The organism is Vibrio sp. ER1A (assembly GCF_000733315.1).
Taxonomy (GTDB): Bacteria; Pseudomonadota; Gammaproteobacteria; order Enterobacterales; family Vibrionaceae; genus Vibrio; species Vibrio mediterranei.
This window is the reverse complement of record NZ_JPJA01000093.1, coordinates 199,787-225,830: the sequence shown is the minus strand read 5'-3', so window position 1 is coordinate 225,830 and position 26,044 is coordinate 199,787. Positions and strand designations below refer to the sequence as shown.

The window sequence follows — 26,044 nt, the reverse complement described above, 5'->3', positions numbered from 1 at the left end:
CAAACTGGCAGTATCAAACCAGTAAGCTATGTTGTTAAGACGCACAACATTAAGAATGGTGTTTTTTATGAACAGATATTTGGCTGAGGTATTTGGTACATTTTGGCTAGTACTCGGAGGTTGCGGTTCCGCAGTATTAGCGGCGGCATTTCCAGATGTAGGTATTGGCTTATTAGGTGTGGCGTTTGCCTTTGGTTTGACTGTGCTCACAATGGCATTTGCTATTGGCCACATTTCTGGCTGCCATTTAAATCCAGCCGTTAGTATCGGCCTTTGGGCCGGTGGTCGCTTCGACGCCAAAGAGCTACTTCCCTATATTGTTGCTCAAGTCATCGGTGGCTTACTTGCCGGTGGCGTGCTCTATATTATAGCCTCCGGACAAGCCGGATTTAACGCCGTCGCGTCTGGCTTTGCCTCTAATGGTTATGGAGAACACTCCCCCGGGAAGTACTCGTTAACCGCGGCCTTGGTCTGCGAAGTCGTCATGACAGCAATGTTCTTACTGGTCATCATGGGAGCTACTGACAAAAGAGCACCTCAGGGCTTCGCCCCTATTGCAATTGGCTTGTGTTTGACTTTGATTCACCTAATCAGTATTCCAGTAACCAACACGTCAGTAAATCCAGCGCGCAGCACAGGGGTCGCGCTTTACGTTGGCGATTGGGCTGTCGCACAATTGTGGTTGTTCTGGTTGGCACCTATTGTTGGCGCAATCATTGGGGCTTGGGTGTATCGCTCATTGCTAAGCAATGATAGCGACTAAAACTAATTTTTGAACATAAAAAAGGCGCTAAATGCGCCTTTTCACTATCAATCTTATTTAGCAATCTACTTTAGATTTTTTGTCTGCCCAACAGAGAGTGAGACAACGTCGTTCCATCGACCAGTTCTAACTCTCCGCCCACCGGAACGCCATGAGCGATACGACTTGCTGATACCTTGTGCTCATGACACAGTTCAGCAATGTAGTGCGCGGTTGCTTCACCTTCCACTGTTGGGTTAGTCGCTAAAATGACTTCACCGATGTCGCCTTGGCGCAGTCTATAATCGAGAACATCCAATCCAATATCGCTAGGACCGATGCCATCTAATGGCGACAAGTGTCCCATTAGCACAAAATAGCGACCCGAGAATTGCCCTGTAGCTTCTACAGCAGCAATATCAGCAGGACTCTCTACCACACAAAGTTGGCCATTCTCTTTACGCTTAGGATTGCTACAGATATGACAAACTTCTTCTTCGGTAAAGGTACGGCATTCCTGACAGTGACCAATTTCGGTCATCGCACTTGAAAGTGCATCCGCCAGCTGAAGGCCGCCTTTTCTATCGCGCTGTAACAAATGAAAGGCCATGCGTTGTGCTGACTTGGGGCCAACCCCAGGTAGACATCGCAAGGCCTCCATCAAATGCTCCAGCATATGGCTAGTACGCATTAATTGTTCTCTAATCCTTCAATTAGAAAGGCATTTTCATGCCTGGTGGTAGCTGCATTCCACCAGTTACTGAAGCCATTTTCTCTTTTTGAGTTTCCTCTACACGACGAGCAGCGTCATTGAACGCCGCTGCAATCAAGTCTTCTAGCATCTCTTTGTCGTCTTCCATAAGGCTTTCATCGATTTCAACACGACGAGTGCTGTGGCTACCTGTGATGGTTACTTTAACAAGGCCAGCACCAGACTCACCTGTTACTTCCATGTTAGCGATTTCTTCTTGAAGCTTTTGCATCTGCTCTTGCATTTGCTGGGCTTGCTTCATCAGGTTGCCCATACCACCTTTACCAAACATAGGGTTCTCTCGGTTTATTCATGTTTCAACTAATAACATGGGGACGCATTCATAGATTGCAACCCCGCTTCCTAGCTGTTTACCTCGAGCAAACAACCGGGAAAGTAACTTTATAAAGGCCGAATACTCTCTTCGTCTAGCTCTGCCGCAAACCTTGTAACAATAAACTGAATGTTAGGATCCGCTTGCAAGCTCTTGGCCGCATCAGAAAGCTTGCCTTGATATAACTGCTCTCGAAGTTCGAGTGGTGTCGTCCCCTCCTCGGAGAGCTCTACCGACAAATGACACTCTTCTCCCAATAAGACATTAAGCCCTGCAAGTAGTTCTGACTGATTTTTGTCAGAATTTAGATGCGCATGCGTAGCACGCAGTCCCAGTTGAATGGATGAACCATCTTTTTTGAAGACTGAATTAAGCGCTAATTGTTGCACCAGTTTGCCAATATCAAGACATTCAATCAGTTCAGCCCAAGTGTCTTGCTGAGCAGCTTCTTGCGTGAGTCGCTGCGCCATTTCTGGCGTTTTGATATGTTCAAGAGCCTTTTTAAGCGTAGACGGTTTGACGACTGGCTTCACTTCTTGAGCAACAACATTACCTGTTGGCCGCCATCGATAAGGCTCGTTATCTTTAACCTGCTCGGTATTTGATTTAGCGGCATCTAAACCATTTGACGCACTTGGCGTGCGACCTTGGGTTCTCTGAGCAACGCGCTCTAATACAGAGGCAGATTCAGATGACGCTTTAGGCTTTTTTACAGGAGAGTTTCCTGAATTCGCTTGACCTTGAGAAGCCGATTGTCGTTTCGAACGTAATTGATGACGCAATCCACCCGCAGGTCTTGCAGGCTCGCTGGCAGGTGCTGAACGCTGCACCTCACCGCGAACAGCATCATTAGCTCCAGTACTTGGAGTGGGCTGGATTTGCGCAGGAGATGTTTGCGAATACTGCTCTTGACTTGATGGAGGTGCTTGCCATTCACTTTGCGCGCTTGGTCGATGTTCGGCCTGTACTGGCTGGTTACCCATCGGCATAGTTGAAGTATCAATATACGCTTCACGCGTACTATCAAACTGTGGCGTCGGTGTGGCATAAGTTTGAGCGTTCGTGTCACTCGACACCTGTTGTGTTGCCATGCTTTGTGAAGATGACAAGGCAGGCTTAGCCACTGCACTTTGATTCGCAACAGTGATTTCATTGGCGCTGAGCTGAGTGCTCGGTCTAAATGCCAACATACGCAGTAGCGTCATCTCAACGGCGACACGTTGCGATGGAGCGAAGGGCAGATCTTGTCGGCCTTTCAGAGCAATTTGATAGTACAGCTGTACATCAGTTGCTTGTAGTACACGCGCAAGGTGCTGAATTTTTTCGCTGTCGGCAATTGCGGCATCGATACTAGATGGTAATGCCTGGGCCATCGCGATTCTATGTAGCTGCAATGCGAGCTCAGAAAGCAATGTATCCCAATCCACACCATTTTCCGCCAAGTGCTCAAGCTTGGTCATAACTTGATGTGCATCACCCGTAGTCAATGATTCCAGTATTTGAATCGCTTGAGCCGTATCTAGCGTACCCAACATCTGACTGACTACTGGTGTCGATACATTGCCATTTCCTAGCGCGATCGCTTGATCGGTCAAGCTCAATGCATCACGCATACTGCCGTCAGCAGCATGAGCAAGCAGAGCAAGCGCTCGGTTTTCAGACTGAACTTGTTCCTTCTCAAGAATATGCTCTAGCTGTTGCTGGATATTCTCGACAGTGATCGGCTTGAGGTGGAACTGCAAGCAGCGCGACAGAATGGTCATCGGCAGCTTTTGAGGATCCGTCGTCGCCAGTAAGAACTTCACATACTCTGGTGGCTCTTCAAGCGTTTTAAGCAACGCATTGAAGCTATGACGCGAAAGCATATGTACTTCATCGATCAGGTAAACCTTAAAGCGGTTTCTCGCTGGCTTATATTGAACGTTATCTAGAAGCTCGCGAGTATCTTCAACCTTTGTACGAGACGCCGCATCAATCTCAAGTAAGTCAACGCTTCGGCCTTCATCAATCTCGATACAAGTCGAACATGTACCACAAGGTGTCGAGGTGATGCCTGTTTCACAGTTTAAACCTTTTGCGAACAAGCGACCGATGGACGTCTTACCCACACCACGTGTTCCACTGAACAAATAAGCATGATGCAATCTGTTCTGGTCTAGTGCATTCTCAAGTGCAGTTAGGACATGGGTTTGTCCAACTACCTCTGAAAATTTTCTTGGTCGCCATTTCCTAGCTAACGCGAGATAACTCATCAAGGTGTCCTAATTAGTGACCTTCAAATTCACACAAGCTATATACTTCAATACCTAGTGCTTCTAAGCGCTTATCTCCACCAATTTCTGGCAGATTGATTACAAATGCAGCGTGAGATACTTCACCACCTAGTTGGCGAATAAGTTTCGTTGTAGCTTCAATCGTACCACCAGTTGCTAACAGGTCATCAACCATCAGTACTTTATCACCTTCCACAATCGCGTCTGTGTGGATTTCTAGAGTATCAGTGCCATATTCAAGTTCATATGATTGTGCGACAGTTTCACGTGGCAGCTTACCTGGCTTACGAACTGGAACAAATCCCAGACCTAGCTCAAGTGCTAGAGGTGCACCAAACAAAAAGCCACGAGCTTCAGTACCAACAATTTTAGTGAAGCCCTGATCTTTGTATTTGTCTACAAGCATCTCTATCGTTGCTTTGTAAGCTGCTGCGTCTTCCATAAGACTCGTTACATCACGAAATAGAATGCCTGGCTTTGGGTAATCTGGAATGCTTTTGATGCTTGCTTTGATCTGGGAGATTTTATCGATTGTCATAGTATTGGTCTCTGGAAAGGTCTTTATATGCCTGACGATCAGAGTACGCTGTCGCGAATAGTCACGAGTACGTTCATTCTGTAGGTATAAATTAAAACGCCCACATTAAGCGTGGGCACACAACCTTCACATGTTAGTGATTTTCATCGTGGTCGGCAACGGGCTGTTTCACAGGAATTCGCAAAAAGAAGGTAAAAACACCGATAAACAGAATAAACAGCACAACTTTTAACCATACAGGTTGGACAACCAATATGGAGATGGCAAAACTCAAAACAATGAAGATTGCGCCTTTGGTTCTGACCGAACGTTTAATGCAGCGATCGTTTTCCCAGTCAGAGATGATGGGACCAAGTTTACGATGAGAAAGTAACCAATCATGAAATTGAGGGCTACCTCGAAAAAAACTCGCACTGGCAAGAAGTAGGAAAGGTGTGGTTGGTAGAAGCGGAAGTACGATGCCTACCACACCCAATATTACTGAAGTAACGCCTAACGTATTCCAAAAGAAACGTTTAACTGGACTTATTGTATTGGTCAAAAACCCGCATATCCGTTCATAACTCTAATCCACGTCAGAGTAGCGGGAAGCGTTGGAATTAGCAATGCGGCAATGAAGCCTAAAAAGTAAAAAATGTTATATGGTTCTTTGAATTCTGTATCAGACATGACTTTGCTCTTGGGTATAGTTGTTTTAGACATCAAAATGGGAAGCTTTCGCCTCCCATTTTTGTTAACACTTTGACTATATCTCAATTACATTCAATCAAAAACAGACTAACTGTGTGGTTATTTTTGAAGAGCGCTTCAGCTACACTGTTTTAGCTCGGCAGAGCAAGTTTTACCTCCCAGCTGAAGCTACTTGAACCGACTCGACTTAAGGACAACTTCCCCCCTTCTAAAACAGCAAGGTCTTTAGTCATAAAATTACTTAAACAGTTCTCACCCAAACGATTTGACCCGGAGATGTTGAAATGAGCTTGAGAATTCTCCCAACGACAATCCAATCCAGCCGGCAAGACAGATATGGTGCCCTCCGATAAGTCAATCACTCCAAACACAGCCTCGACAGGATATGCAGCGCACGAGCATTGCATACCTTTTTCTATATTTCGCGCAAGATCTTTAAGGTCGACACTGTTGTGATGCAAACGGCGCACATAATCATCAAACAGTGTCCGTACCAACAACGTACTAGCCACGCCACCATGGTCACTTGATGAAGCATCGACCAGATAGAATGCCATCTGACCGCTCATAAGCCATGTGTAATCGAACACGAGAGGTAATGTGTTGGCCGATTGCAAAAGCCGGTAACTACTTCTCCACGCCCCTAACGCAGAATCTTTTTCAGGTAACAGTGCCGTGAGTAGCTCTCTCGCTGCATTAGGATTTTGCTGAAGATATTGTAGGTGCCAATGGAGTTCTTGTTCTTCTTGCGAACCGTCTTCTTCTGACTCTTCAATACGAAACCATCGACTGACAAAGTCAGATTGCTCACAACTACTTGAACTCTCCTCTAAGACGACATTAATAGATTCCGTAAGATGTTTATAATCACCAATAGGTTTGGTTAAGAAGTCTTTCACTCCCATACGTAACGCTTTAGCAACGTCCGCCATGTCACCCGTCGCCGAAATTACAATAACCGGTAGTGACGGGTACTCTACGCGCACCTCTTCGGTGAACTCCATGCCAGTAAGAAGTGGCATAGCTAAATCACAAAGCACTAAGTCCGGCTCAGTGATACTAAGTAGTTTTAAAGCCTCTAATCCATCCCCAGCTTCTGTTACTTGGTGGCCCGTTGCCTCAAGAAAGTTTCGGGTAACGGTTCGAAATACGGGATCATCATCAACAACCATAATCCGCGCACTGTGTTGCTGATGAGGTATAGCCACAGCAGCCCGACTGTCGGTATTAGACATAAAATTACGCCTCACAAAATTTATTGAGCTTGTTGTTATTATTTTTTGGTTTACATTAAACCTCGTACCGTAGGACACGTTACAATAATGCATTTATATGTATATGCAGGCAGCAGAACAAACTGCTCCTGAGTATTTTAACTGTAGGCAGAAATTCGTTTTTATACAAATGTACCCTTGGGAGAGTTTTTTTAATACAATAGCTAAAGTTGAAAAAATCAAACAACCCTTTGATATCAAGTTAGTTTGCTTGAGAGCACTTGTGTTATTTAGCAACAACGCTTGAAATTAACCACGCCAGCTTGACAAGGTGTAAGCTATACTAAAAGCCAATTAATACAAATAGTTGAATATATGAAACTTGACGATTTAAATCTGTTCCGACTTGTTGTGGAAAATGGGAGTTATACAGCAACTTCTCGTAAGACAATGATCCCTGTTGCAACAATTACTCGACGTATACAGGCTCTAGAGGATTCTTTGAATCTTCGTTTACTGAATCGTCACGCGCGAAAACTGTCTTTAACTGAAGCGGGTGAACGCTTCTATAATGAGTGCTCTCCTCTTCTCCAGCGTCTTACTAGCACTACCGAAGATATCGCAGATGAATGCAAAGGTGCGTCTGGTAAACTAAAAATATCGTCACCTTCTAATTTGACTAAGCGCATGATGATGCCGATGTTCAACGACTTTATGTCTAAATACCCTGACATCAGCCTTGAGCTAACGATGAGCAATCATGCCGATCAACTAGACCCAACGGAATGGGACGTTATTTTCCGCGTCGGTCCTCAACGCGATTCAAGTTTAATCGCTCGTAAGATCAGTACAGTCAAAGATATCCTTGTTGCGCATCCTGACTATCTGTCATTAAACGGCGAGCCTAAGCATGCTGAAGAATTATCAACACACCGCCTATTAAAAGGCGCACCGTTAATTAAATGGCAACTGAAAAATACCAGTGGCGAGTCCATTATTAACAACACGAAAGGCCGTTTCGAAGCCAATAGCTTAAATGTGGTTCGCAGAGCATGTTCTGCGGGTTTGGGTATTACCTTGATGCCCGATGTCATGCTAAAAGAGTACATAAACAACGGCGAACTAGTTCGAGTGCTACCAGAGTGGAGTGCCAACCCTCGCGATATTTATATGCTTTATAACCATAAAGATCATCTTCCTGAAAAAGTCCGTCTGTTCATCGACTTTGTTATCGATTACTCACTTCATTGATCGTTCAGTAGCAACGGCTTCAAAATTTAGACACAAAAAAACCAGAGCTTGCTCTGGTTTTTTCTTTTCATCGTTCGCTTATTCGTTATGCAGTTCTAGATTTGCTAGATCCGCTTGGATATCACGTTGCGTCTTTGCATCATCGCTACGTAGCGAGTCAAGGAAGTCAAGATACGTTTGGTCAATATCGCCAGTTACATATTCGCCGTTGAATACAGACGCCTCAAACAATTTCACATCTGGGTTTCCAAGACCAACAGCTTCAATTAGGTCAGGAATGGTTTGATAAATCAGTGCGTCCGCACCAATTTGCTTACAGATAGCATCGTTGTCACGGCCGTGAGCAATCAGCTCATTGGCACTAGGCATATCAATACCATAAACGTTAGGGAAGCGGACTTCCGGTGCAGCAGAAACCATGAATACTTTGTTAGCACCCGAGTCACGTGCCATCTCAATGATTTGCTCTGACGTTGTACCGCGAACAATAGAGTCATCCACCAACAGAACGTTCTTACCTTTAAATTCTGAGCGAATGGCATTAAGTTTACGGCGAACCGACTTCTTACGCTGCTGCTGCCCAGGCATAATGAAGGTACGACCTACATAACGGTTTTTAACAAAACCTTGGCGGTATGGCTTATCGATAGCCTGAGCGATTTGCAAAGCGATATCACATGATGTTTCAGGGATTGGGATAACCACATCAATGTCTAGATCCGAGTATTCTTGCTGAATGCGCTCACCCAACTTCTTACCCATTTCAACACGTGCGCTGTAAACAGAAATCTTGTCAATGAATGAATCAGGACGAGCAAAGTAGACAAACTCAAAAATACATGGGTTTAGGCTTGGATTGTCAGCACATTGACGAGTGAAGAGCTCACCGTCAAACGTTACATAAATCGCTTCACCAGGAGCAACATCGCGAACAAAGTCAAAGCCTACTGCATCAAGAGCTACTGACTCAGAAGCCACCATGTACTCGGTTTTGCCTTCAACATCACGTTTGCCTAAACATAGCGGCCGGATACCGTTTGGGTCACGAAATGCAATCATACCGTGACCGATGATCATAGCAGCTACTGCGTAAGCCCCTTTGATAGTGCGATGCACATTAGTAACAGCTCTGAAGACATCATCAGATGTTACATTGCCTTTTACTGTATCAATTTCATGAGCTAGAACATTCAGCAATACTTCAGAATCGGACGTAGTGTTCACATGACGGCGGTCTTTTTCAAACAGCTTCTCACGAACTTCGTGAGCATTAGTCAAGTTACCATTGTGAGCCAGTGTGATTCCGAACGGTGAGTTTACGTAGAAAGGTTGAGCTTCTGAAGCGCTTGAGCTGCCTGCTGTAGGGTAACGAACATGTCCAATACCAACACAACCCTGGAGGCGTTGCATATGCTTCGCTTCAAATACGTCTTTTACTAGACCATTCGCCTTACGCAGACGAAAACGATTGCTTTCTATGGTAACAATACCAGCGGCATCTTGGCCACGGTGCTGTAAAACGGTCAAAGCGTCATAGATAGACTGATTCACAGGCGTTGAGCCAACGATTCCAACAATACCACACATGTCCTAATCCTCGATTTGCGACATTAGCTGGCGCCATTAGGCGCCAGACAGGAAACTAGAAGTTGCTTCGATGTGTTCAAAAAACGGCTGTATCACAAGTTTAAATTGCGGAACAAGTTGGGAAGACTCCCACCATTCACTGCTATTTAGTGTCGTGAAGGTATCAACAAAGAACAATACCGCAGAAACAATTAACACACCTCTAAGCGCGCCAAATACGATACCTAATACTCTGTCAGTACCCGATAGACCCGTTTTTTGCACTAACTGCCCTAAAACATAATTAATTAACGCCCCAACAATCAGTGTGGCAACAAATAGGGCAGCAATTGCGGCGCCATTTCGGAACATCTCATCTTCGATATTGGTAAAGTACACCGCAAGTTTTGCGTAGTACTGGCTGGCAATAAAAAATGCGCCGAACCATATCACTAAAGACATTGCCTCTTTGGCAAATCCGCGAACTAAACTGATTAAAGCTGAAAGCCCAATCACACCCAAAATGACAAAATCTAACCAATTCATGAATTCTTCATCTCAAGTTGGCGCGCATTTTAACAGAAAAATCCGCGACGCAAACGTTTTCTTATGGATTTAGTGGTTTAAATTTGAGCAATTGACCTTTTGAACCGGTAATTTTCTCCAATTCTAGCAATTGCTTCTCAAGTTTACTTTTTGAAACATCTGGACCTATGATGACACGCGTAAAGGTGGCTTCCTGTTTTACATGTGCTTGATAGCCGCGTTTTTGTAGGTCGGCAACAAGACCGCGAGCATTATCTGCATTCTTAAGAGCCATAAGCTGAATAATCCATGCACTATCAGCATACTCATTACGCTCAGGCACTTCTTTCACTGCAACATCCACGACATCACGCTTATCTTGTTCGGCCTGCTGCTCAGGTGTTGCAGCCAGCTCTTCCCCTACTGTTGCTTGAACAGGCGAGTCAGGTAACACCGATGTGTCTTCTTCTGGCTCTAGTACCTCAAAGCTTTCTACTTGAGCGCTGATTTCAGGCTTAAGCGGAATACTGGCAAACTCTTCTTTGTAATGAAGCTTTTTACCATCAAGTAGGTCAGGCAAAATGATGACACCAACTGCGACCAATACTATGGTACCCACCAAGCGGCTTTGAAATTTACTCGCCATTGATACTCCTTAATTACTTTATTGCTCTTGAGCGTCTAACTTCTCACAATGCTCAAGAACTTCGCCAACGGTATGGAAGGATCCTACGACCAAAATCATATCGTCTGACTTTGCTTCACTTTTCGCGGCTTGATATGCACTTACTGGGTTGTCATATCGCTTTAGAGCATTGCCAGACATTAAATGCTGGCACAGTTCGTCTGCACTCGCCGCTCTTGGCCCTGATAATGACGCCGGATACCAATCTTCAGTTAATGGGTTTAACACTCGAATGGTCTCTTCGATATCCTTATCATGCAACATGCCAATCACGACTTTAAATCTGCGATTTGGGTAATGCTTAGAAAGCTGTGCAACCAGATACTCTGCTGAATGAGGGTTATGAGCTACATCGAGAATGGTTACTGGCGATTCGGTAAGCATCTGCATACGACCCGGAAGACGCGCTTGCTTAAGTCCATTCACGATATTAACGTCGGAAATGTCCAATTCTGCCGCCCCTAAAGCCATCAACGCAGTGTTGGCGTTCATTAGTGGCAAGACTGGTACGGGCAAGTCCTCAAGCATGAATGTGCCATGTTGCCATGCCCATGTGTGTTCAGACGTCAGTTTGTAGTCAAATTGAATACCCGTTTGGTAGAAATTCGCCTTAATATCATCAGCATGCGCAGGCACAGTTGCAGGTGGTTTTGGTTGGCCACATATTGCTGGCTTCCCAGATCTAAAGATTCCTGCTTTCTCGAACCCAATGACATTGATGTCGTCACCCAGCCAATCAACATGATCTACTGCAAGGCTAGTAATGACCGAAACGTCGTGATCAACCACATTGGTTGCATCAAGACGCCCACCTAGGCCCACTTCCAGTAAAACCACTTCCACTTTGTTTGCCTGAAACTGTCGCAATGCGGCAAGCGTGGCGTACTCGAAAAAGCTAAGGCTGACTTCGCCACGTAGCTTTTCGATATAGTCAAACGCACGAGTGTGTGATTCATCAGGAAGATCGCTACCATTAACGCGAACACGCTCGTTGTAACGAATAAGGTGTGGGGAACTATAAACACCGACTGAATAACCTGCATCTAGCAAGATTGCTTCCATAAGCGCGCAGGTAGAGCCTTTACCGTTAGTGCCAGCGACGGTAATGACTGTTGGGGCAGGTTTGGTCAATTGACCTTTTTGGGCGACTACCGAAACTCGATCTAAACCTAGGTCGATAGCACTAGTATGAATACTATTTAAGTAATCAAGCCACACCTGTAAAGAAGATGTGGCTTGTGGAATGGATTGTGAACTCATTTAGCCGTCAATATCTTAACGTTTGATAACTTAGTGAGTACTTTACCCTTTTTCGTCCGCTTCTGGTACTTCATATGTAGGTTCTTCTGGAGAATCTTCAACAGAGACCACTAAAGGAGACGCTTTATTTGTCATTTTAGCAAGTAGGCTACCTACGCGTTGACGCATTTCACGGCGGTCAACAATCATATCAATCGCACCGTGCTCAAGTAAAAACTCACTACGTTGGAAACCTTCTGGTAAGTCTTCACGAACCGTTTGCTCGATAACACGACGACCAGCAAAACCGATCAATGCTTTTGGTTCACCGATATTGATATCACCCAGCATTGCTAAACTCGCCGATACACCACCCATAGTTGGGTCGGTCATAACAGAAACGAACGGTAGACCTTTTTGAGATAGGCGCTCAAGTGCAGCACTGGTTTTCGCCATTTGCATTAGAGACATTAGTGCCTCTTGCATACGAGCACCGCCACTGGCAGAGAAACACACTAAACCACAGTTGTTTTCTATAGCCGCTTCTACTGCACGCACAAAACGAGCACCAACCACAGAGCCCATAGAGCCCCCCATGAAGGAGAACTCAAATGCACATGCGATGACTGGGTTACCCAGTAGTTCACCTTGCATGACAACGAGTGCATCTTTCTCACCACTATTTTTTTGAGCAGCAGAGATACGCTCTTTATAGCGCTTTGAATCTTTAAACTTCAGCTTGTCTTGTGGTTCAAGCTCAGTACCAAGTTCAACGCGATTACCTTCATCTAGGAATGTTTCTAGACGACGACGCGCTTTCATTCGCATATGGTGGTCACACTTAGGACACACCTCTAGATTACGCTCTAATTCAGCATGATAAAGTACTTGCTCACAGGAAGTACATTTAGTCCAGATACCTTCTGGGATAGACGCTTTGCGCGAGCTAACGATGTTGCTTTTTTCTAAAATTTTTTCAAGCCAACTCATGGAAGACCTTTTCTCTTGTGACCCCCGCCTAATGGCGAGAGATTGAAATTCTAATTAATGCCGTTGGATTAAACCATATTACAGGCTAACTGTAGATAAAAAACTGGTTGTACCTATCCTTGTGACATTGCCATAAATATTTGTAACGCCGAAAGTCTCTACTGATTTTCGAGTACAATTACCAACCAGAGTTCAAATCATTCGGCAAAAATAGTGGACCAATTGGTGCTTCTGGGAGCTGGTACTCACTTGGATAATCCACATCGACCAAATACAGGCCTTCAGCTTTTGCCGTTGCGCCAGCTAGCTTGCGATCTTTCTGCTGCAATAGCCATTCAATCCACTCTGGTGGCTGCTCACCTTTACCCACCACAATCAGGCTGCCAGTGATATTACGCACCATATGATGAACAAAGGCATTCGCTTTGATATCAATCACAACATACGGTCCATGACGAGAAACATTGAGGTGCATGATGTTACGCCATGGGCTTCGAGACTGACAGTGAACCGCTCTAAATGAGGTAAAGTCGTTTTCGCCCAGCAAATATTGACCTGCTTGGTGCATTTTTTCTGCATCAAGTTCGCCATGATAATGACTAATACCAGAAGACAAAATGCCAGGTCGCAATGCGTGGTTAAAGATCACATAACGATAGCGTCGAGCGGTCGCCGAAAAACGAGCATGAAACTCTTCAGGGACTTCTTTTGCCCAACGCACAGCGATATCCTTAGGAAGATTCGCATTCACGCCCATGGTCCAGGCAGCTGGCTTACGAATGACAGAAGACTCAAAATGAACCACTTGCCCAGTGCCATGCACACCAGCATCTGTTCGACCAGCACACTGTACTTCTACCGGTTGATTTGCAACGATCGATAGCGCTTTCTCCAGTTCTTCTTGCACACTGGAGACGTCTCTTTGTCTTTGCCAACCGTAGTAGTTTGCACCGTTATATTCGATACCTAATGCAACTTTCATCGTTTTCTCTGTCTATCTGTCAATTTTCAAAGGGGGCAAAGTATATACCCAACTCATAAAGGTATAAACCCGCAGGTGGTGAATCCTTTGTCATCAAAGCGTAAAAGCAAAAACGGCGGTCATTCAACCGCCGTTTTACATCACTTTTACTTACTGGTATTCGGAAAGCTTAGCCAGCAAGGCCTTTGCTTCTGATTGAATATTGCCACTACCTTCTAGTAGCGCTTTCTCAAGTAATTTCACCGCACCCTCGAAATCGTTCATTTCGATGTAGATCTTGGCAAGGTCGAGGTTACCTGCGGCTTCGGAATCCGAATCAACATCGACTTCGGTAATTGGACCAATGACATCAGGGAACTCATCCAATCCCACATCCAACTTCAACTCTTCTTCCTCATCACTGGAAGCATTATCGTCGACCTGTGCCATCAGCTCATCAATCGTCATAAATTGATCTGCGCTGTCCTCAAAGTCGGCAACAGGGTCTTGGGAAGCCCAATCCTCTTCACTGGCATCAGCTAAAGAACCAGCATGAGTATTGTTCCAAATTTCCTGTTCTTCATCTGGGATTTGGTGATCGATCGATGCTCGCTGCTCGTCAGTCAATGAGAAACCATTCCAGTCTTCACCACCTTCTTGGTCTGGAGAATCTTGCAGCATCACACCCAAATCCATCCCAGCACTATCCGCCGTTGTTTGGTCAACAGGGCTAATATTTGAGAACGCTTGCTCGCCCTCTTGCAGCAACTCCCCAAGCTGACCTTCTTGCTCTATAGCTGACATGTCTACCATAGAAAAAGCATCTGCTAGAGCATCAATTTCTGAGTGATCTAATGTTTCACCTACCATGTCTTGCTCAACTGCAAAACTCGGCTCTCGTTCAGAAGCGGACGACGCCATATCCTCCGCAGCTTGTGACTCATCGTATTCCGGTAGATCCTCTAGCGAAATAGCGCCATCGGTGAACTCATCCTGAGCCGAAGGCTCATGAACAAGCTCAGGCTCTGCTTGCGCGCTATCCGCATACGCGTCCTCTTCGGTGTAATCAGGAAAATCAAACTCTTCAATCGGTTCTCGTTCCGGCACCGTTTGAGTAGCATCTGATTGAGGGGCAGTTTCAATGTCACTCTCTGTGTTGTGGGCAACCTCTACCTCTTCTGGCAATTCAATGTCATGAAGTACAGCTTCAATCTCCGCTTCGCTAACATCGCTAGGCTCAGACGCCTCTTGCTCTATTGGTTGTCCTGCCAACACATCAGCAAGCGCATCTTCTTCGCTATACTCAGGCAGTTCATCATCGGCCATAGCAAAATCGGCAGCCAGTTCCGAATCCGGCTGCAAGGTATCCTCAGCGTCACCCTCTGCATCGGCGAAAGCATTTTCTTCGTTATATTCACTTTGCAAAGCTTTGGCTAAAAAGTCATCGTCAGACTCTTGCTCTTGAGATGATTCCGCCACTTCGGCTTCTAGCGCAGTTGATGGAGTATTCTCATCATCTATCAACCAATCATCATCTTGAGGAATTCCAAACTCATTCGCCATCAAAGCTTCAAGTTCTTTCTGTTCTTGCGAATCATCACGCGGCACTGTGTCCGACTCTCCTACCCCTTCAATTTCAGGAGAGAAGTCGAACTCATCTTCAAATGCAGTACTCGCATTGTCACTGGCTGACGTTTGTTGCTGATGCGCCTCGTGATGTCGCTCGTTCTCTTGCGAAACTTCGCTTTCAAAACTTGACGATAACGACGGTTCAGCAATGCCTTGTTCATCTGAAATAGAATCAACGTCAGGAACATTATTATCTAAGTCATCTAATGTTGATGGCTCTTCCACTTGAGATTGTGCTTCGCCGGCAGGATCTTGCGAAGATGAAGACAGACCCATCGAATCTAGCTCTTCCATATTGACTTGCTCAGCCTCAGCAGTAGCTGGTAGCAACTCAGCATCTAATGCCAGATCGAGGTCATCCTCTAAGCGCTGCTCTTCAGTTACATTTTGCGCTGCGACAGCCGTACTCTCTTCGACCAACCTATCTACATCTGCACTTTCTTCTACATCAGTACTTTCTGCCACAGCCATTACGTCGTCATTCTCAGGCTGTTGTGCTAGTGGAGATTCGGCTTCTACTGTTGAAGACTCAAAGTTTGATGGCTCAAGGTCAGAAAGTTCAAGTTTGCTGTCTTCGATCTCACTATCTAAATCAATATCTGCGCCGATTAGGTCGTCAGAGGCAAACGGGTCAAGATCAACAGCTTGTTTCTCATCAGAGGCTGAATCGCCTAACGTACTTTCAAACAGTAACTCATCAAGTAAGTCGGTATTGTTTTCATCAAGCTCTAAGTCTTCATCTGCCAGTAAAGTGACGTCATCTAGGTCTAAATTCTCGGAAGATTCAAACTCCTTGTCAGTGGCTTCTTTCTCATCAGCATCGACTATTTCATCGAGCATTAGATCAGAATCATCCAAATCAGACAGCTCAAAATCCTCGTCCAGCATATCGTCTAGAAGCGTGATTTCTTCGTCTTGTGCCAGTTCAGAGATATTAGACTGTGGCGCTTCAGGCGTTGCGTCTATTTGTGAGAACTGGGCAAAAAGGTCATCAATATCGGCATTGTCAACAGGTTCATCTGCTTGCTCTGGTGTCATCTCTGATGCGGTTTCATTATCCGTCTCAATATCAAGATCATCCAGATTGAAGTCACCATCACTTTCTAGATCAAAGCTATCACCCGCAAGTAACTCGTCCATGTCCGCTTGATTTAGTGAGTTTTCAGGTTCCTCCGAATCAAGGTCAGCCATTTCAGTACTAGACGTGCCGTTAAAATCAGCGAATAGATCGTCGAGCTCTTGTTGAGAAACAGGCTCTGAATCTGTATCAGACAAGTTTAAATCGAGGTCATCTTCTCCATCTGGAACTGCAACATCGTTGAGTGCACGTTCCATTTCTTCAAGACCTAATGCCTTTTCACCATCTTTAACGCTGATGCCGTTATTACTCGCGTCAAGATCAACAAAACCGATATCCAGTTCACCATCTTCATCGATACTGGCAAACGGGTCTTCTTCATCATCGTCTAAATTGAAATCAAGATCGCTATCATTCAAATCGGCGAAGATATCATCTTCTGGCTGTTGCTCTACCTCTAATTGGCTACTGTCATCATCTTCCTCAATCCCGGCAAGCAGGTCATCCGAGAACGGGTTATCATCATCCAGAGCATCAACCGCAACAGCTGCAGTAGCAACACCGGCAGTCGCTACCGCAACATCAGAAGACGGGGTTGAGATATTGGCTTCTTGATTACTAGCATTCTGCGTCTTTTGCTTACGAGATCGTAAAACCATCATTACCAACAAGCCGATCAGCAATGCAGGAACAAATGCTAATAAGGCAACAAACCAAGGCTTAGCTAACCAAGTATCCAACTTGCTCGGCGCAAGCCTTGCCATCTCTGCTTGCTTGCGTTTCTCTTCACTGAGCTGTCGCTCAACCTCTGTACGAATACGCTCTTCGTTGCTAACTTCAGTTTTTAGAACTTCCACTTCATTTTGGACTTCTGACAACATCAACCTCAATTGATGATTACGCTCTTCTAGGGAAAGCAATTCACTTTCTGAACGCGTCAACTCTTCCTGAAGCTTTTGAGTTAGCTCTTGTGCTGGCGGCTTAATCTCACCCGACTCAATTAAGCCTTTCGCCGCTGGGATAACTTGCTCTAAACCTTTCTGAGGTTTGATGTCCGAAACTTTTTCGTTCGTGACTTGCGAAGGAACTGATTTGGTTGTCGCCGAAGTTTCAACCGTTGGTTTCACATCAGTCGGTTTTACCTCAGGTTTTGATTCAGCGACCACCTTGGCCTGTCTCTGTGTCGCTGTTGAATTGAGTTTATTTTGATGGGCAGCAAGTACGGCTAAGGCTTCTTGTAAATCGACACGATTGATTTGAGCGTCAGACGGGATGCGTAGCTCGCTGTTAGGTACCAGCTTATGAATATTGTTTTGCTCAAATACAGCAGGGTTGAGTTGATAAAAGGCGTAAATCGTTTGTTGTACGGTAGCGTCTGCTGGTTTAAATCGACTTGCAATCGACCAAAGAGTTTCGTCGACTTTAGTGGGCCCATAATAGCGAGCAGGCGTTTCAGAATCTGGAGTAACTTGATTACGAATTGGCTGTGAAAACTGTGGCGCAGCCAGAGCTTCACCGTTAGGACCAGTTAATCGAATAGTATCAGCGCTGATAGAAAAAGAAGTCGTCGCTCCTGCTAGTGCAAGTGTCACCAGCAAAGGCTTTAAAAAATGATGCATGGAAGGCTCAGCTGTCTGCGATAAAAAATACAAATCTAATCTTGGTACTATATCGGATAATCACTGCAAAACTATAGCTCAGCCTTGAAAAAACATGATTCAAGCATGATATTCGTACCAATTTTGTCACACTATACAGAACAAAGGCCTCTAACAAGAGGCCTTTAATTATCAACTTAAATTGAACGTAACGAGTTTAGAAGTAATCACGAATTAACACTTCTGCGATTTGCACCGCATTCGTCGCAGCGCCTTTACGGACGTTGTCTGCCACTACCCAAAGGTTGACACCGCTGTGGTGACTGATGTCATTGCGAATACGACCAACCATAACGTGGTCTTTGCCACCCGCATCACGAACTTGAGTTGGCATATCTTCACCATGGAATACTTCAATACCGTCCGTTTGTTCTAACAGTTGCGTCACTTCTTCCGCTGAAATTGGTGCACGAGTTTCTAAGTGTACCGCCTCAGCATGGCCGTAGAATACTGGAACTCGAACACACGTTGGGTTCACCATGATGCTCGCATCATTGAAAATCTTCTGAGTTTCCCACACCATTTTCATTTCTTCTTTGGTGTAGCCGTTGTCCATAAACTGGTCAATCTGTGGAATACAGTTAAATGCGATTTGCTGGCTAAATGCTTTATTTTCAACCGGTTTGCCATTTAGTAGCATTGCGGTTTGACCCGCTAGCTCATCAATACCTGTTTTACCCGCGCCAGACACTGACTGATACGTCGTGACATTAATACGGTCAATACCTACTGCGTCATGAATAGGCTTCAATGCAACCAACATTTGAATAGTTGAACAGTTTGGGTTAGCGATAATGTTACGGTTACGGAACTCAGCAATCGTTTCTGGATTAACTTCCGGGACAACCAAAGGAACATCATACTCATAGCGGAAGTTTGAGGAGTTATCGATAACGACTACACCCTCATCAGCTGCAATTGGTGCCCACTTAGCTGATTGCTCACCACCAGCAGAGAACAGTGCGATGTGAACCTGAGACCAATCAAAGTTTTCTACATTCTCTACTCGAACGGTTTTACCATTAATGCGATAAGTTTTACCTTCACTACGCTCGCTAGCCAGCAAGTAAATGTCACCCATTGGAAATTCGCGTTCTTGAAGCACTTCCACCATAGTTTCACCTACAGCGCCGGTTGCTCCAAATACAGCAATATTAAATTGTTGGCTCATTGGTTACCTCGATTTGAAATCCTAGTTCTGCTAAAGGTGCTAAATTGCATGAATCGCTACCCTTAACAAGGATGGCGCCATATTCACGCCTATCCCAATAATTTTTGCGCATTTTATCAAAGCCGCCTTCATTGTGAATTTCACGGCGGAAAATTGCGTCGTCTTTGCGTACATCATAGATGATTTGAGTCATGCTATGCAGTGTCGCTTCATTCCACTCTCTATCTAATGTAATTTGTGGAATGGGTGCAATAGGTAATAAAGCATCTGGGTTAGCACGTTCAGATAGCTGCAAAAATTCACAATAGCTATTGAAGATCATCGTGGTACCGCGAGCTTTGCCCTCTAAACCATAGCCTGCAATATGAGGGGTCGCGAACGTTAACAGAGGAAGCAGGTCGAAATCAACTACTGGTTCAAACTCAAACACGTCAAGAACAGCAGTAAACCCATCGTTCTTAAGTAGTCGCTGCTTTAGAGCAGCATTATCCACCACAGGACCTCGTGCTGCATTTATTAAGATTTGGTCAGATCTAAAATTGTTTAAACGCGCTTCATCGATTAAATGGTGAGTGGGAAATTCACCATCTCGTGTGATTGGCGTGTGCATAGTGATGACATCAGATTGCTCTAATAGTACATCTAGGTCGGTAAATTCACGGCTGTCGCCTTGTTGCTGCTTAAGAGGGTCGTTGAGCAGAACCTTAATACCAATACCTTGTAAACATTTTTGGAGATAGCTTCCGACTTGACCACAGCCAACAATGCCCACTGTTTTATCAAAAATAGAGAAGCCTTGTTGCTGAGCAATAACCATCAAGCTACTGATCACGTATTCCGCAACGCCAACCTTATTGCAACCTGGCGCAGCAGTGAAAAAGATACCACGCTGTTGCAACAATGCTTGATTAACATGATCCATGCCTGCTGTTGCTGTACCGACAAATTTCAATTTGTTCGCTTTTTCTAACAACGATTCATTCACTTTTGTGATCGAACGTATCATCAGCGCATCAACGTCAATAAGGTCGTGAGCAGTTAGCTCACGTCCTGGTTTCGCTATCACTTCACCTAGCTGCTCGAACAATTCGACAGCATAAGGCATTGCTTCATCAACAATAATCTTCATTGTTTTGTCCAAAGGGTGTTGTCCTTACCTAGGCGTGAATTGTGCAAGATCTTCACCACAGTGTCGAGAGAACTCTTTTCAAATTCCCTAGATAGAAAAATGCCCAGCCAATAATGGCTGGGCAATATCCAGAACAAAAGGATTTTAACCCGCTCTCCAGGAGTTAAAACTTGCGTCTGCGACCAATTTTCACTGGTCAGCTCTGGAAATCATAATAACTGATTATCCAGTCTTAGCCTTGATACTTTTTCAATACTAGCGTTGCGTTAGTACCGCCAAAGCCAAAGCTGTTTGACATCACTGTATTCAGTTCTTGTTCACGAGTTTCAGTAACAATATCTAGGCCTTGGGCTGCTTCATCCAGTTCTTCAACGTTGATGCTTGGTGCAATAAAGCTGTGATGTAGCATTAGCGCAGAATAAATTGCTTCATGAACACCAGCTGCTCCCAATGCGTGACCTGTCATTGCTTTTGTCGCTGAGATTGCAGGGCTATTGCCGCCGAATACTTCTTGAATAGCGCCCAGTTCTTTTACGTCGCCAACAGGAGTTGATGTTCCGTGAGTGTTTACATAATCAATCACTTCTACATCTTGCATCGCCATCTTCATACAACGAACCGCACCTTCGCCAGATGGTGCTACCATGTCGTAGCCATCAGAAGTTGCACCGTAACCTACGATTTCACCGTAGATAGTCGCGCCACGAGCTAGAGCATGCTCGAGCTCCTCGACAACAACCATACCGCCACCACCAGAGATAACAAAACCGTCACGGTTTGCATCGTAAGTGCGAGAGGCTTTTTCTGGTGTTTCGTTGTATTTAGTAGATAGTGCGCCCATAGCATCAAACATCATAGTTTGAGTCCAATCAAGCTCTTCACCACCACCAGCAAATACGATGTCCTGTTTACCAAGTTGAATCAGTTCCATCGCATGGCCGATACAGTGTGCCGACGTCGCACATGCAGAACTCATCGTGTAGTTCACACCACGGATTTTAAATGGAGTCGCCAAACATGCAGAAACAGTTGAAGACATAGTACGAGGTACCATGTAAGGACCAACACGCTTCACGCCTTTTTCGCGAATAGTGTCTACCGCTAGTGTTTGGTTTAGTGCTGACGCACCACCAGAACCAGCAACAATACCCGTGCGGTCATTTGATACTTGGTCTTCTGTTAGACCCGCATCAGCAATTGCCTGTTCCATAGACAGATAAGCGTACGCCGCAGCATCACCCATAAAGCGCATTTTTTTACGATCAATGTGCTCAGCTGGGTTGATTTTCAGGTCGCCCCACACTTGAGAACGAAGGCCCATCTCTTTGAACTGCTCAGAGGCGTTAATACCAGAACGGCCTGCTTTTAGAGACGCTAAAACTTCTTCTACGTTGTTACCGATGCTCGAAACAATACCCATACCGGTAATTACGACTCGTTTCATGTGACTTTCCTATAAATTCAAAAACTGCTAAATGATAACGAAGATACAGGATATAAGTGGTCAGCTTTCCCATAAATTCGTACAATCCGCACCAATAAATGCTATCGATGCCCTAATAACTGTAGTTGTGATAACTTTCTAGTAACGGGTATAACACAAGTTAAGTGTCAATATTATGACTTCCATCACTCACGCTCAACTCGACTGGAATGAGTCGGGTACTCCAGTTTCAGACCAATTTGACGATGTTTACTTCTCTAATGTCAATGGGTTAGAAGAAACACGTTACGTTTTTTTGAAACAAAATCGCCTTCCGGAGCGTTGGCAGGATTTCGAACAACGACGTTTTGTCATTGCTGAAACCGGATTTGGTACCGGCCTCAATTTCCTTGCAGTGTGGCAATGGTTCGAACAGTTCCGAATGAGCAATCCGGATTCGACACTTCAAGAACTGCATTTTATTAGCTTTGAGAAATACCCTCTCTCAAAAACCGATCTAGAAAAAGCGCATCAAGCATGGCCGGAGTTAGCTCCTTATGCCGAACAGTTGCAAGCACATTACCCTATGGCTGTACCGGAATGTCATCGCATTGTCTTAGCGGATGGCGCGATAACGCTAGATCTCTGGTTTGGCGATATAAAAGACTGCATGCCGCTAGTACCCACACCAAACGAAGGTATAGTAGATTGTTGGTTCTTAGATGGTTTTGCGCCAAGTAAGAACCCAGAGATGTGGAATCAAGAGCTGTTTAACGGCATGGTTAAGCTCGGTAAACAAGATTGTACTTGTGCAACGTTCACGGCAGCAGGTTTTGTTCGAAGAGGTTTAATCGAAGCTGGTTTCGATATGCGTAAAGCCAAAGGTTTTGGCACAAAGCGTGACATGATTGTCGGTCAAATCGCGCAGAAAATGCCATTCACAAACTATCACTCACTGTATTATCGACCAAATCTAAATACACCAGAACAAGTAGCCATCATTGGTGGCGGTATTGCCAGTGCTTGCCTAACAAAAGCGTTAGCAAATCGAGGAATTCACAGTCAACTATTTTGCAAAGACAGTGAACCTGCTCAAGGTGCATCCGGAAACAAACAAGGTGCGGTTTACCCACTTCTTAACGGCGAACACAAAGGCGTATCGAGAGTGTTTGCTCCAGCATTTATTTATGCCCGCCAGTTTGCGGAGCAAGCAGCAACCACAATCCCTTACGACCACGACTGGTGCGGTGTCACGCAACTGATGTGGGACGAAAAATCTGCTACTAAACTCGAACGTATGTTGTCAGGAGGCTTTCCGACAGCGCTTATCCATAAGTTGGATGCAGAACAAACCTCAGAGACCATCGGCCTCCCTTCGCCGCATGCGAGCATTCACTACCCTCTCGGAGGTTGGTTATGTCCATTCCAGCTCACTCAAGGTCTAATCCAAAGTAGTGTAAACGATGGAAAAAGTAGTGCTTACTTTAATTTAGAAGTAGCTGAGCTAAAACAAGGGCAGGACGGAAAGTGGCAAGTCATCCTCGTTGACGGCACTATCCATCAAACTCACTTCGACACAGTTATCGTTGCTAATGGCCATAAATTCAGTGCTATAAAACAAACAGAGAAACTGCATCTTACGGCGGTAAAAGGACAAGTCAGCCATATTCAGACGACAGATAAGCTCAAATCGCTAAAGTCGGTGCTATGTTATGACGGTTACATGACGCCAAACAATCCACAAACAGGCACCCATTGCATCGGCGCAAGCTACGATCGAAAACACATCGATAACCAATTTGATCAACAAGCTCAGTTCGAAAATGCAGAAAAACTCAGACACTGTATTCAAGACGTCGAATGGGTAAATGAGGTAGACACCTCAGATAACCAGTCACGACAGGGGATTCGCACCGTAAGTCGAGATCACTTACCCTTCGTTGGTCAAGTGTGTGATTTTGATAAGCTGGATGCCTCCTATTCGGAGGACGACAACACGTTAACTGAACTTCCGAATTATGGCGGCTTATATTGTATGCTCGGTTTAGGCTCTAGAGGACTGAGTTCTGCGCCACTTTTGGCTGAGCTATTAGCCTCTGAGATTTGCGGTGATCCTCTTCCGCTACCCGTGGATGTTTTATCACAACTGCATCCCGCTAGGGCTTGGGCAAAACGAATCATAAAATCAAAACCTTTATCCCTATAAGCAAACCCACATCAGCCACGCCCTACCTCGTGGCTGATGCCTTTCATTTCTGCTATCTCAAAACCAAAAAAGCGTTCAAGAAATGAGAAACTCGAATAATCTGCAACAAATTCAAACCAATCCATTCGACTTAATGTGATCTAAATCCCATAATTTTCTCTAACACAGGGAGTGTTAGTATGATTTGGAGATCCATTTGGTTGATATGCTGCTTGCTTATCATTCATAGCCCGTTCGCGTTGAGTGCGAACCAGAACATCACGACAAGAGTTCTATTCGTTAACCCAGGCTTTGCCGAAGAGAGCTTCTGGGGAGACGTTGACGGCTACGCTCAAGCAGCGGCATCCTCACTGGGCTTAACCTTGGAGATACTTCACGGCAATAGAGACCACATTCTGACACAACAGTTGCTTGCAGAACGGATGCAAGTTTTACCCAAGCCCGACTATGTCGTTCTCGTTAACGAAAAAAGCAACGGCCTTGCATTATTGAACATGCTATCTGAATCAAATTGCTTTGTTTCTTTCGTACTTAACGACCTTTCCCCTTCAAACAAACAAACGCTGCGAACCGATCCAATATGGAATACGCGGCTTATGCCTGGCGTATTTCCCAATAACTTTAATATCGGATATCTCACTGCCAAAGATCTGTATCAAAAAGGAAAGGATAAACAAGGCGCCTTCGTAATCCTGTCAGGAGATAAAAACACTCCAGCCTCAAACAATCGCGAAGCAGGAGCTATGGCATTTGTGATGCAGCAAGAGCACACCACGATTGCGCAGCGAGTGTACGGAGATTGGCGAGAGGATCTGGCTTATGAACAAACCAAGGTCCTGCTTAAACGTCATCCAAAAGTCCGTTACATCTGGACCGCCAACGATCACATGGCATTTGGTGCTCAAAAAGCAATTAGCGAAGCGGGACGCAGTATAGGCAACGACGTATTTATTAGCACTATCAACACCTCACAGGCAGTACTATCGGAGCTGAAAGATGGGCATATTACTTCATTGGGCGGTGGACACTTCACTGCGGTCGGCTTGCAAATGGTTAAGATTCACCATCACCAGAAAGACCAGCGTTGGCCACAAAGAACCAAATTCAATCTATTCCAGATCATTCGTTACCCCTCTGAGCTTTTCTCTACGCTTGAGAACAAAGCATGGAACAACATAGACTTCGAAAATATCGACATTTTTGCCAACCCAATCGACCCTTTTGTTGTCAAAAGCGAGTGAACGATAGATGCAACGCTTCAATGCTATGTCCATCCGCAACAAAATTATCACTATTTTGATTATCGTTACGGGAGCTCTGGCGCTTTTAAACGTAAGCATTCAAGCCTATGTCGACTATCGACAGGAAATACACAATGTGAACAAACATACTCGAGTCCATGTACACTCGCTCACCTATCCCATTGCAGAGTCGCTATGGGATTTAGACCTCTCTCAACTTCAACAGCTTATGCTGAGCATTAGTGAGGATGATTACATTCGCAACATTCGTCTAACAGGTGTCGATGGTACCTATTTGGACGCTAATTTATCACCAAACATCAAAACCAACCCCTCAATACTGGAACTGCGATATAACGGTCGCTACCTCGGCAACATCTCTTACATGATTGACGATGAAATTATTCAAGAAGAAGTGATATCTAAGCTCGCATTAGGACTTTTACTTAACATTATCGAAGCCGTTATTATTCTGGTCGTTATTCTCTATATTGTTCGCAAGCTTATAACGACGCCACTTTTGGATCTATATCGCCTTTCGAAAGATATTAGTCCTAGAACCTCAAGCAAAGTGAAACTACCGCAAGATTTAACAGAGCGTACAGATGAACTATCCTATGTCGCTCACGCTTTACAAAACCTAAACAATACTTCTCGTAATGCGATTGCAGCACAGAAAAAAACTGAACGTCAGCTATTGCAGCATCAGAACCAACTTAAACATTCTATTGAAGTAACTATTCACCCGCG

Annotated in this window: 21 protein-coding genes; 5 read left to right on the top strand and 16 right to left on the bottom strand. The window is 44.9% G+C overall.

Features of this window, described 5'->3' with window-relative positions; all coding sequences use genetic code 11:
• Positions 1-55: 55 nt before the first annotated feature.
• A complete protein-coding gene (gene aqpZ / locus HW45_RS22610; RefSeq protein ID WP_327196426.1) occupies positions 56-763 on the top strand; it encodes an aquaporin Z in 708 nt (235 codons plus the stop codon).
• A gap of 70 nt (positions 764-833) precedes the next feature.
• Here aqpZ and recR read toward each other — a convergent pair whose 3' ends face one another.
• From recR to HW45_RS22575, 6 genes are all read right to left on the bottom strand, one after another.
• Positions 834-1,433, bottom strand: coding sequence for a recombination mediator RecR (gene recR / locus HW45_RS22605; protein ID WP_038229955.1), 600 nt, complete (start codon positions 1,431-1,433; stop codon positions 834-836).
• Positions 1,434-1,455: 22 nt separating this feature from the next.
• The gene (locus HW45_RS22600) at positions 1,456-1,785 is read right to left on the bottom strand and encodes a YbaB/EbfC family nucleoid-associated protein (protein WP_006071316.1); all 330 of its coding nucleotides are present in this window, start codon (positions 1,783-1,785) and stop codon (positions 1,456-1,458) included.
• Positions 1,786-1,895: 110 nt separating this feature from the next.
• Positions 1,896-4,079, bottom strand: a complete 2,184-nt coding sequence (gene dnaX / locus HW45_RS22595) for a DNA polymerase III subunit gamma/tau (RefSeq protein WP_038229953.1) — start codon at positions 4,077-4,079, stop codon at positions 1,896-1,898.
• 13 nt (positions 4,080-4,092) lie between these two features.
• A complete protein-coding gene (gene apt / locus HW45_RS22590) occupies positions 4,093-4,638 on the bottom strand; it encodes an adenine phosphoribosyltransferase (protein WP_006071318.1) in 546 nt (181 codons plus the stop codon).
• Positions 4,639-4,771: 133 nt separating this feature from the next.
• Positions 4,772-5,179, bottom strand: coding sequence for a YbaN family protein (locus tag HW45_RS22585; RefSeq protein WP_235225528.1), 408 nt, complete (start codon positions 5,177-5,179; stop codon positions 4,772-4,774).
• A 280-nt stretch (positions 5,180-5,459) separates the two neighbouring features.
• Positions 5,460-6,563, bottom strand: a complete 1,104-nt coding sequence (locus tag HW45_RS22575; RefSeq protein ID WP_038229949.1) for a response regulator — start codon at positions 6,561-6,563, stop codon at positions 5,460-5,462.
• 354 nt (positions 6,564-6,917) lie between these two features.
• Between HW45_RS22575 and HW45_RS22565 the strand changes: the two genes are divergently transcribed.
• Positions 6,918-7,793, top strand: coding sequence for a LysR family transcriptional regulator (locus tag HW45_RS22565; RefSeq protein WP_006071322.1), 876 nt, complete (start codon positions 6,918-6,920; stop codon positions 7,791-7,793).
• Positions 7,794-7,871: 78 nt separating this feature from the next.
• Here the strand turns inward: HW45_RS22565 and purF are convergent, their stop codons facing one another.
• From purF to fabB, 10 genes are all read right to left on the bottom strand, one after another.
• Positions 7,872-9,380: an amidophosphoribosyltransferase gene (gene purF, locus HW45_RS22560; protein ID WP_006071323.1), complete on the bottom strand. Its 1,509-nt coding sequence runs from the start codon at positions 9,378-9,380 to the stop codon at positions 7,872-7,874.
• 36 nt (positions 9,381-9,416) lie between these two features.
• Positions 9,417-9,905 carry a CvpA family protein gene (locus HW45_RS22555; RefSeq protein WP_006071324.1) on the bottom strand — a complete coding sequence of 163 codons (489 nt, stop codon included), beginning with the start codon at positions 9,903-9,905 and terminating at the stop codon, positions 9,417-9,419.
• A 61-nt stretch (positions 9,906-9,966) separates the two neighbouring features.
• Positions 9,967-10,530: an SPOR domain-containing protein gene (locus HW45_RS22550; RefSeq protein ID WP_038229946.1), complete on the bottom strand. Its 564-nt coding sequence runs from the start codon at positions 10,528-10,530 to the stop codon at positions 9,967-9,969.
• Between the two features lie 18 nt (positions 10,531-10,548).
• Positions 10,549-11,829, bottom strand: a complete 1,281-nt coding sequence (gene folC / locus HW45_RS22545) for a bifunctional tetrahydrofolate synthase/dihydrofolate synthase (protein WP_038229945.1) — start codon at positions 11,827-11,829, stop codon at positions 10,549-10,551.
• Positions 11,830-11,871: 42 nt separating this feature from the next.
• Positions 11,872-12,798: an acetyl-CoA carboxylase, carboxyltransferase subunit beta gene (gene accD / locus HW45_RS22540; protein ID WP_006071327.1), complete on the bottom strand. Its 927-nt coding sequence runs from the start codon at positions 12,796-12,798 to the stop codon at positions 11,872-11,874.
• Between the two features lie 178 nt (positions 12,799-12,976).
• Positions 12,977-13,780: a tRNA pseudouridine(38-40) synthase TruA gene (gene truA, locus HW45_RS22535; protein WP_038229944.1), complete on the bottom strand. Its 804-nt coding sequence runs from the start codon at positions 13,778-13,780 to the stop codon at positions 12,977-12,979.
• Positions 13,781-13,930: 150 nt separating this feature from the next.
• Entirely contained in the window at positions 13,931-18,085 is a 4,155-nt protein-coding gene (locus HW45_RS22530) for a FimV/HubP family polar landmark protein (RefSeq protein ID WP_038229941.1), read from the bottom strand.
• A gap of 196 nt (positions 18,086-18,281) precedes the next feature.
• Complete coding sequence (locus tag HW45_RS22525; protein ID WP_038229939.1) at positions 18,282-19,295, bottom strand: aspartate-semialdehyde dehydrogenase; 1,014 nt, start codon at positions 19,293-19,295, stop codon at positions 18,282-18,284.
• Positions 19,279-20,424 carry a 4-phosphoerythronate dehydrogenase gene (locus HW45_RS22520; protein ID WP_038229936.1) on the bottom strand — a complete coding sequence of 382 codons (1,146 nt, stop codon included), beginning with the start codon at positions 20,422-20,424 and terminating at the stop codon, positions 19,279-19,281. Before HW45_RS22520 ends, HW45_RS22525 begins: the two co-directional genes overlap by 17 nt.
• Before the next feature lie 232 nt (positions 20,425-20,656).
• Positions 20,657-21,868, bottom strand: coding sequence for a beta-ketoacyl-ACP synthase I (gene fabB / locus HW45_RS22515; RefSeq protein WP_006071332.1), 1,212 nt, complete (start codon positions 21,866-21,868; stop codon positions 20,657-20,659).
• Between the two features lie 175 nt (positions 21,869-22,043).
• On the opposite strand from fabB, the gene mnmC reads away from it, so the two are divergent.
• From mnmC to HW45_RS22500, 3 genes are all read left to right on the top strand, one after another.
• Entirely contained in the window at positions 22,044-24,053 is a 2,010-nt protein-coding gene (mnmC, locus tag HW45_RS22510) for a bifunctional tRNA (5-methylaminomethyl-2-thiouridine)(34)-methyltransferase MnmD/FAD-dependent 5-carboxymethylaminomethyl-2-thiouridine(34) oxidoreductase MnmC (RefSeq protein WP_038229934.1), read from the top strand.
• A 179-nt stretch (positions 24,054-24,232) separates the two neighbouring features.
• A complete protein-coding gene (locus HW45_RS22505; RefSeq protein WP_051868302.1) occupies positions 24,233-25,294 on the top strand; it encodes an ABC transporter substrate-binding protein in 1,062 nt (353 codons plus the stop codon).
• Positions 25,295-25,301: 7 nt separating this feature from the next.
• On the top strand, positions 25,302-26,044 hold a 743-nt coding region (locus tag HW45_RS22500; RefSeq protein WP_160171231.1), incomplete at its 3' end, for a hypothetical protein.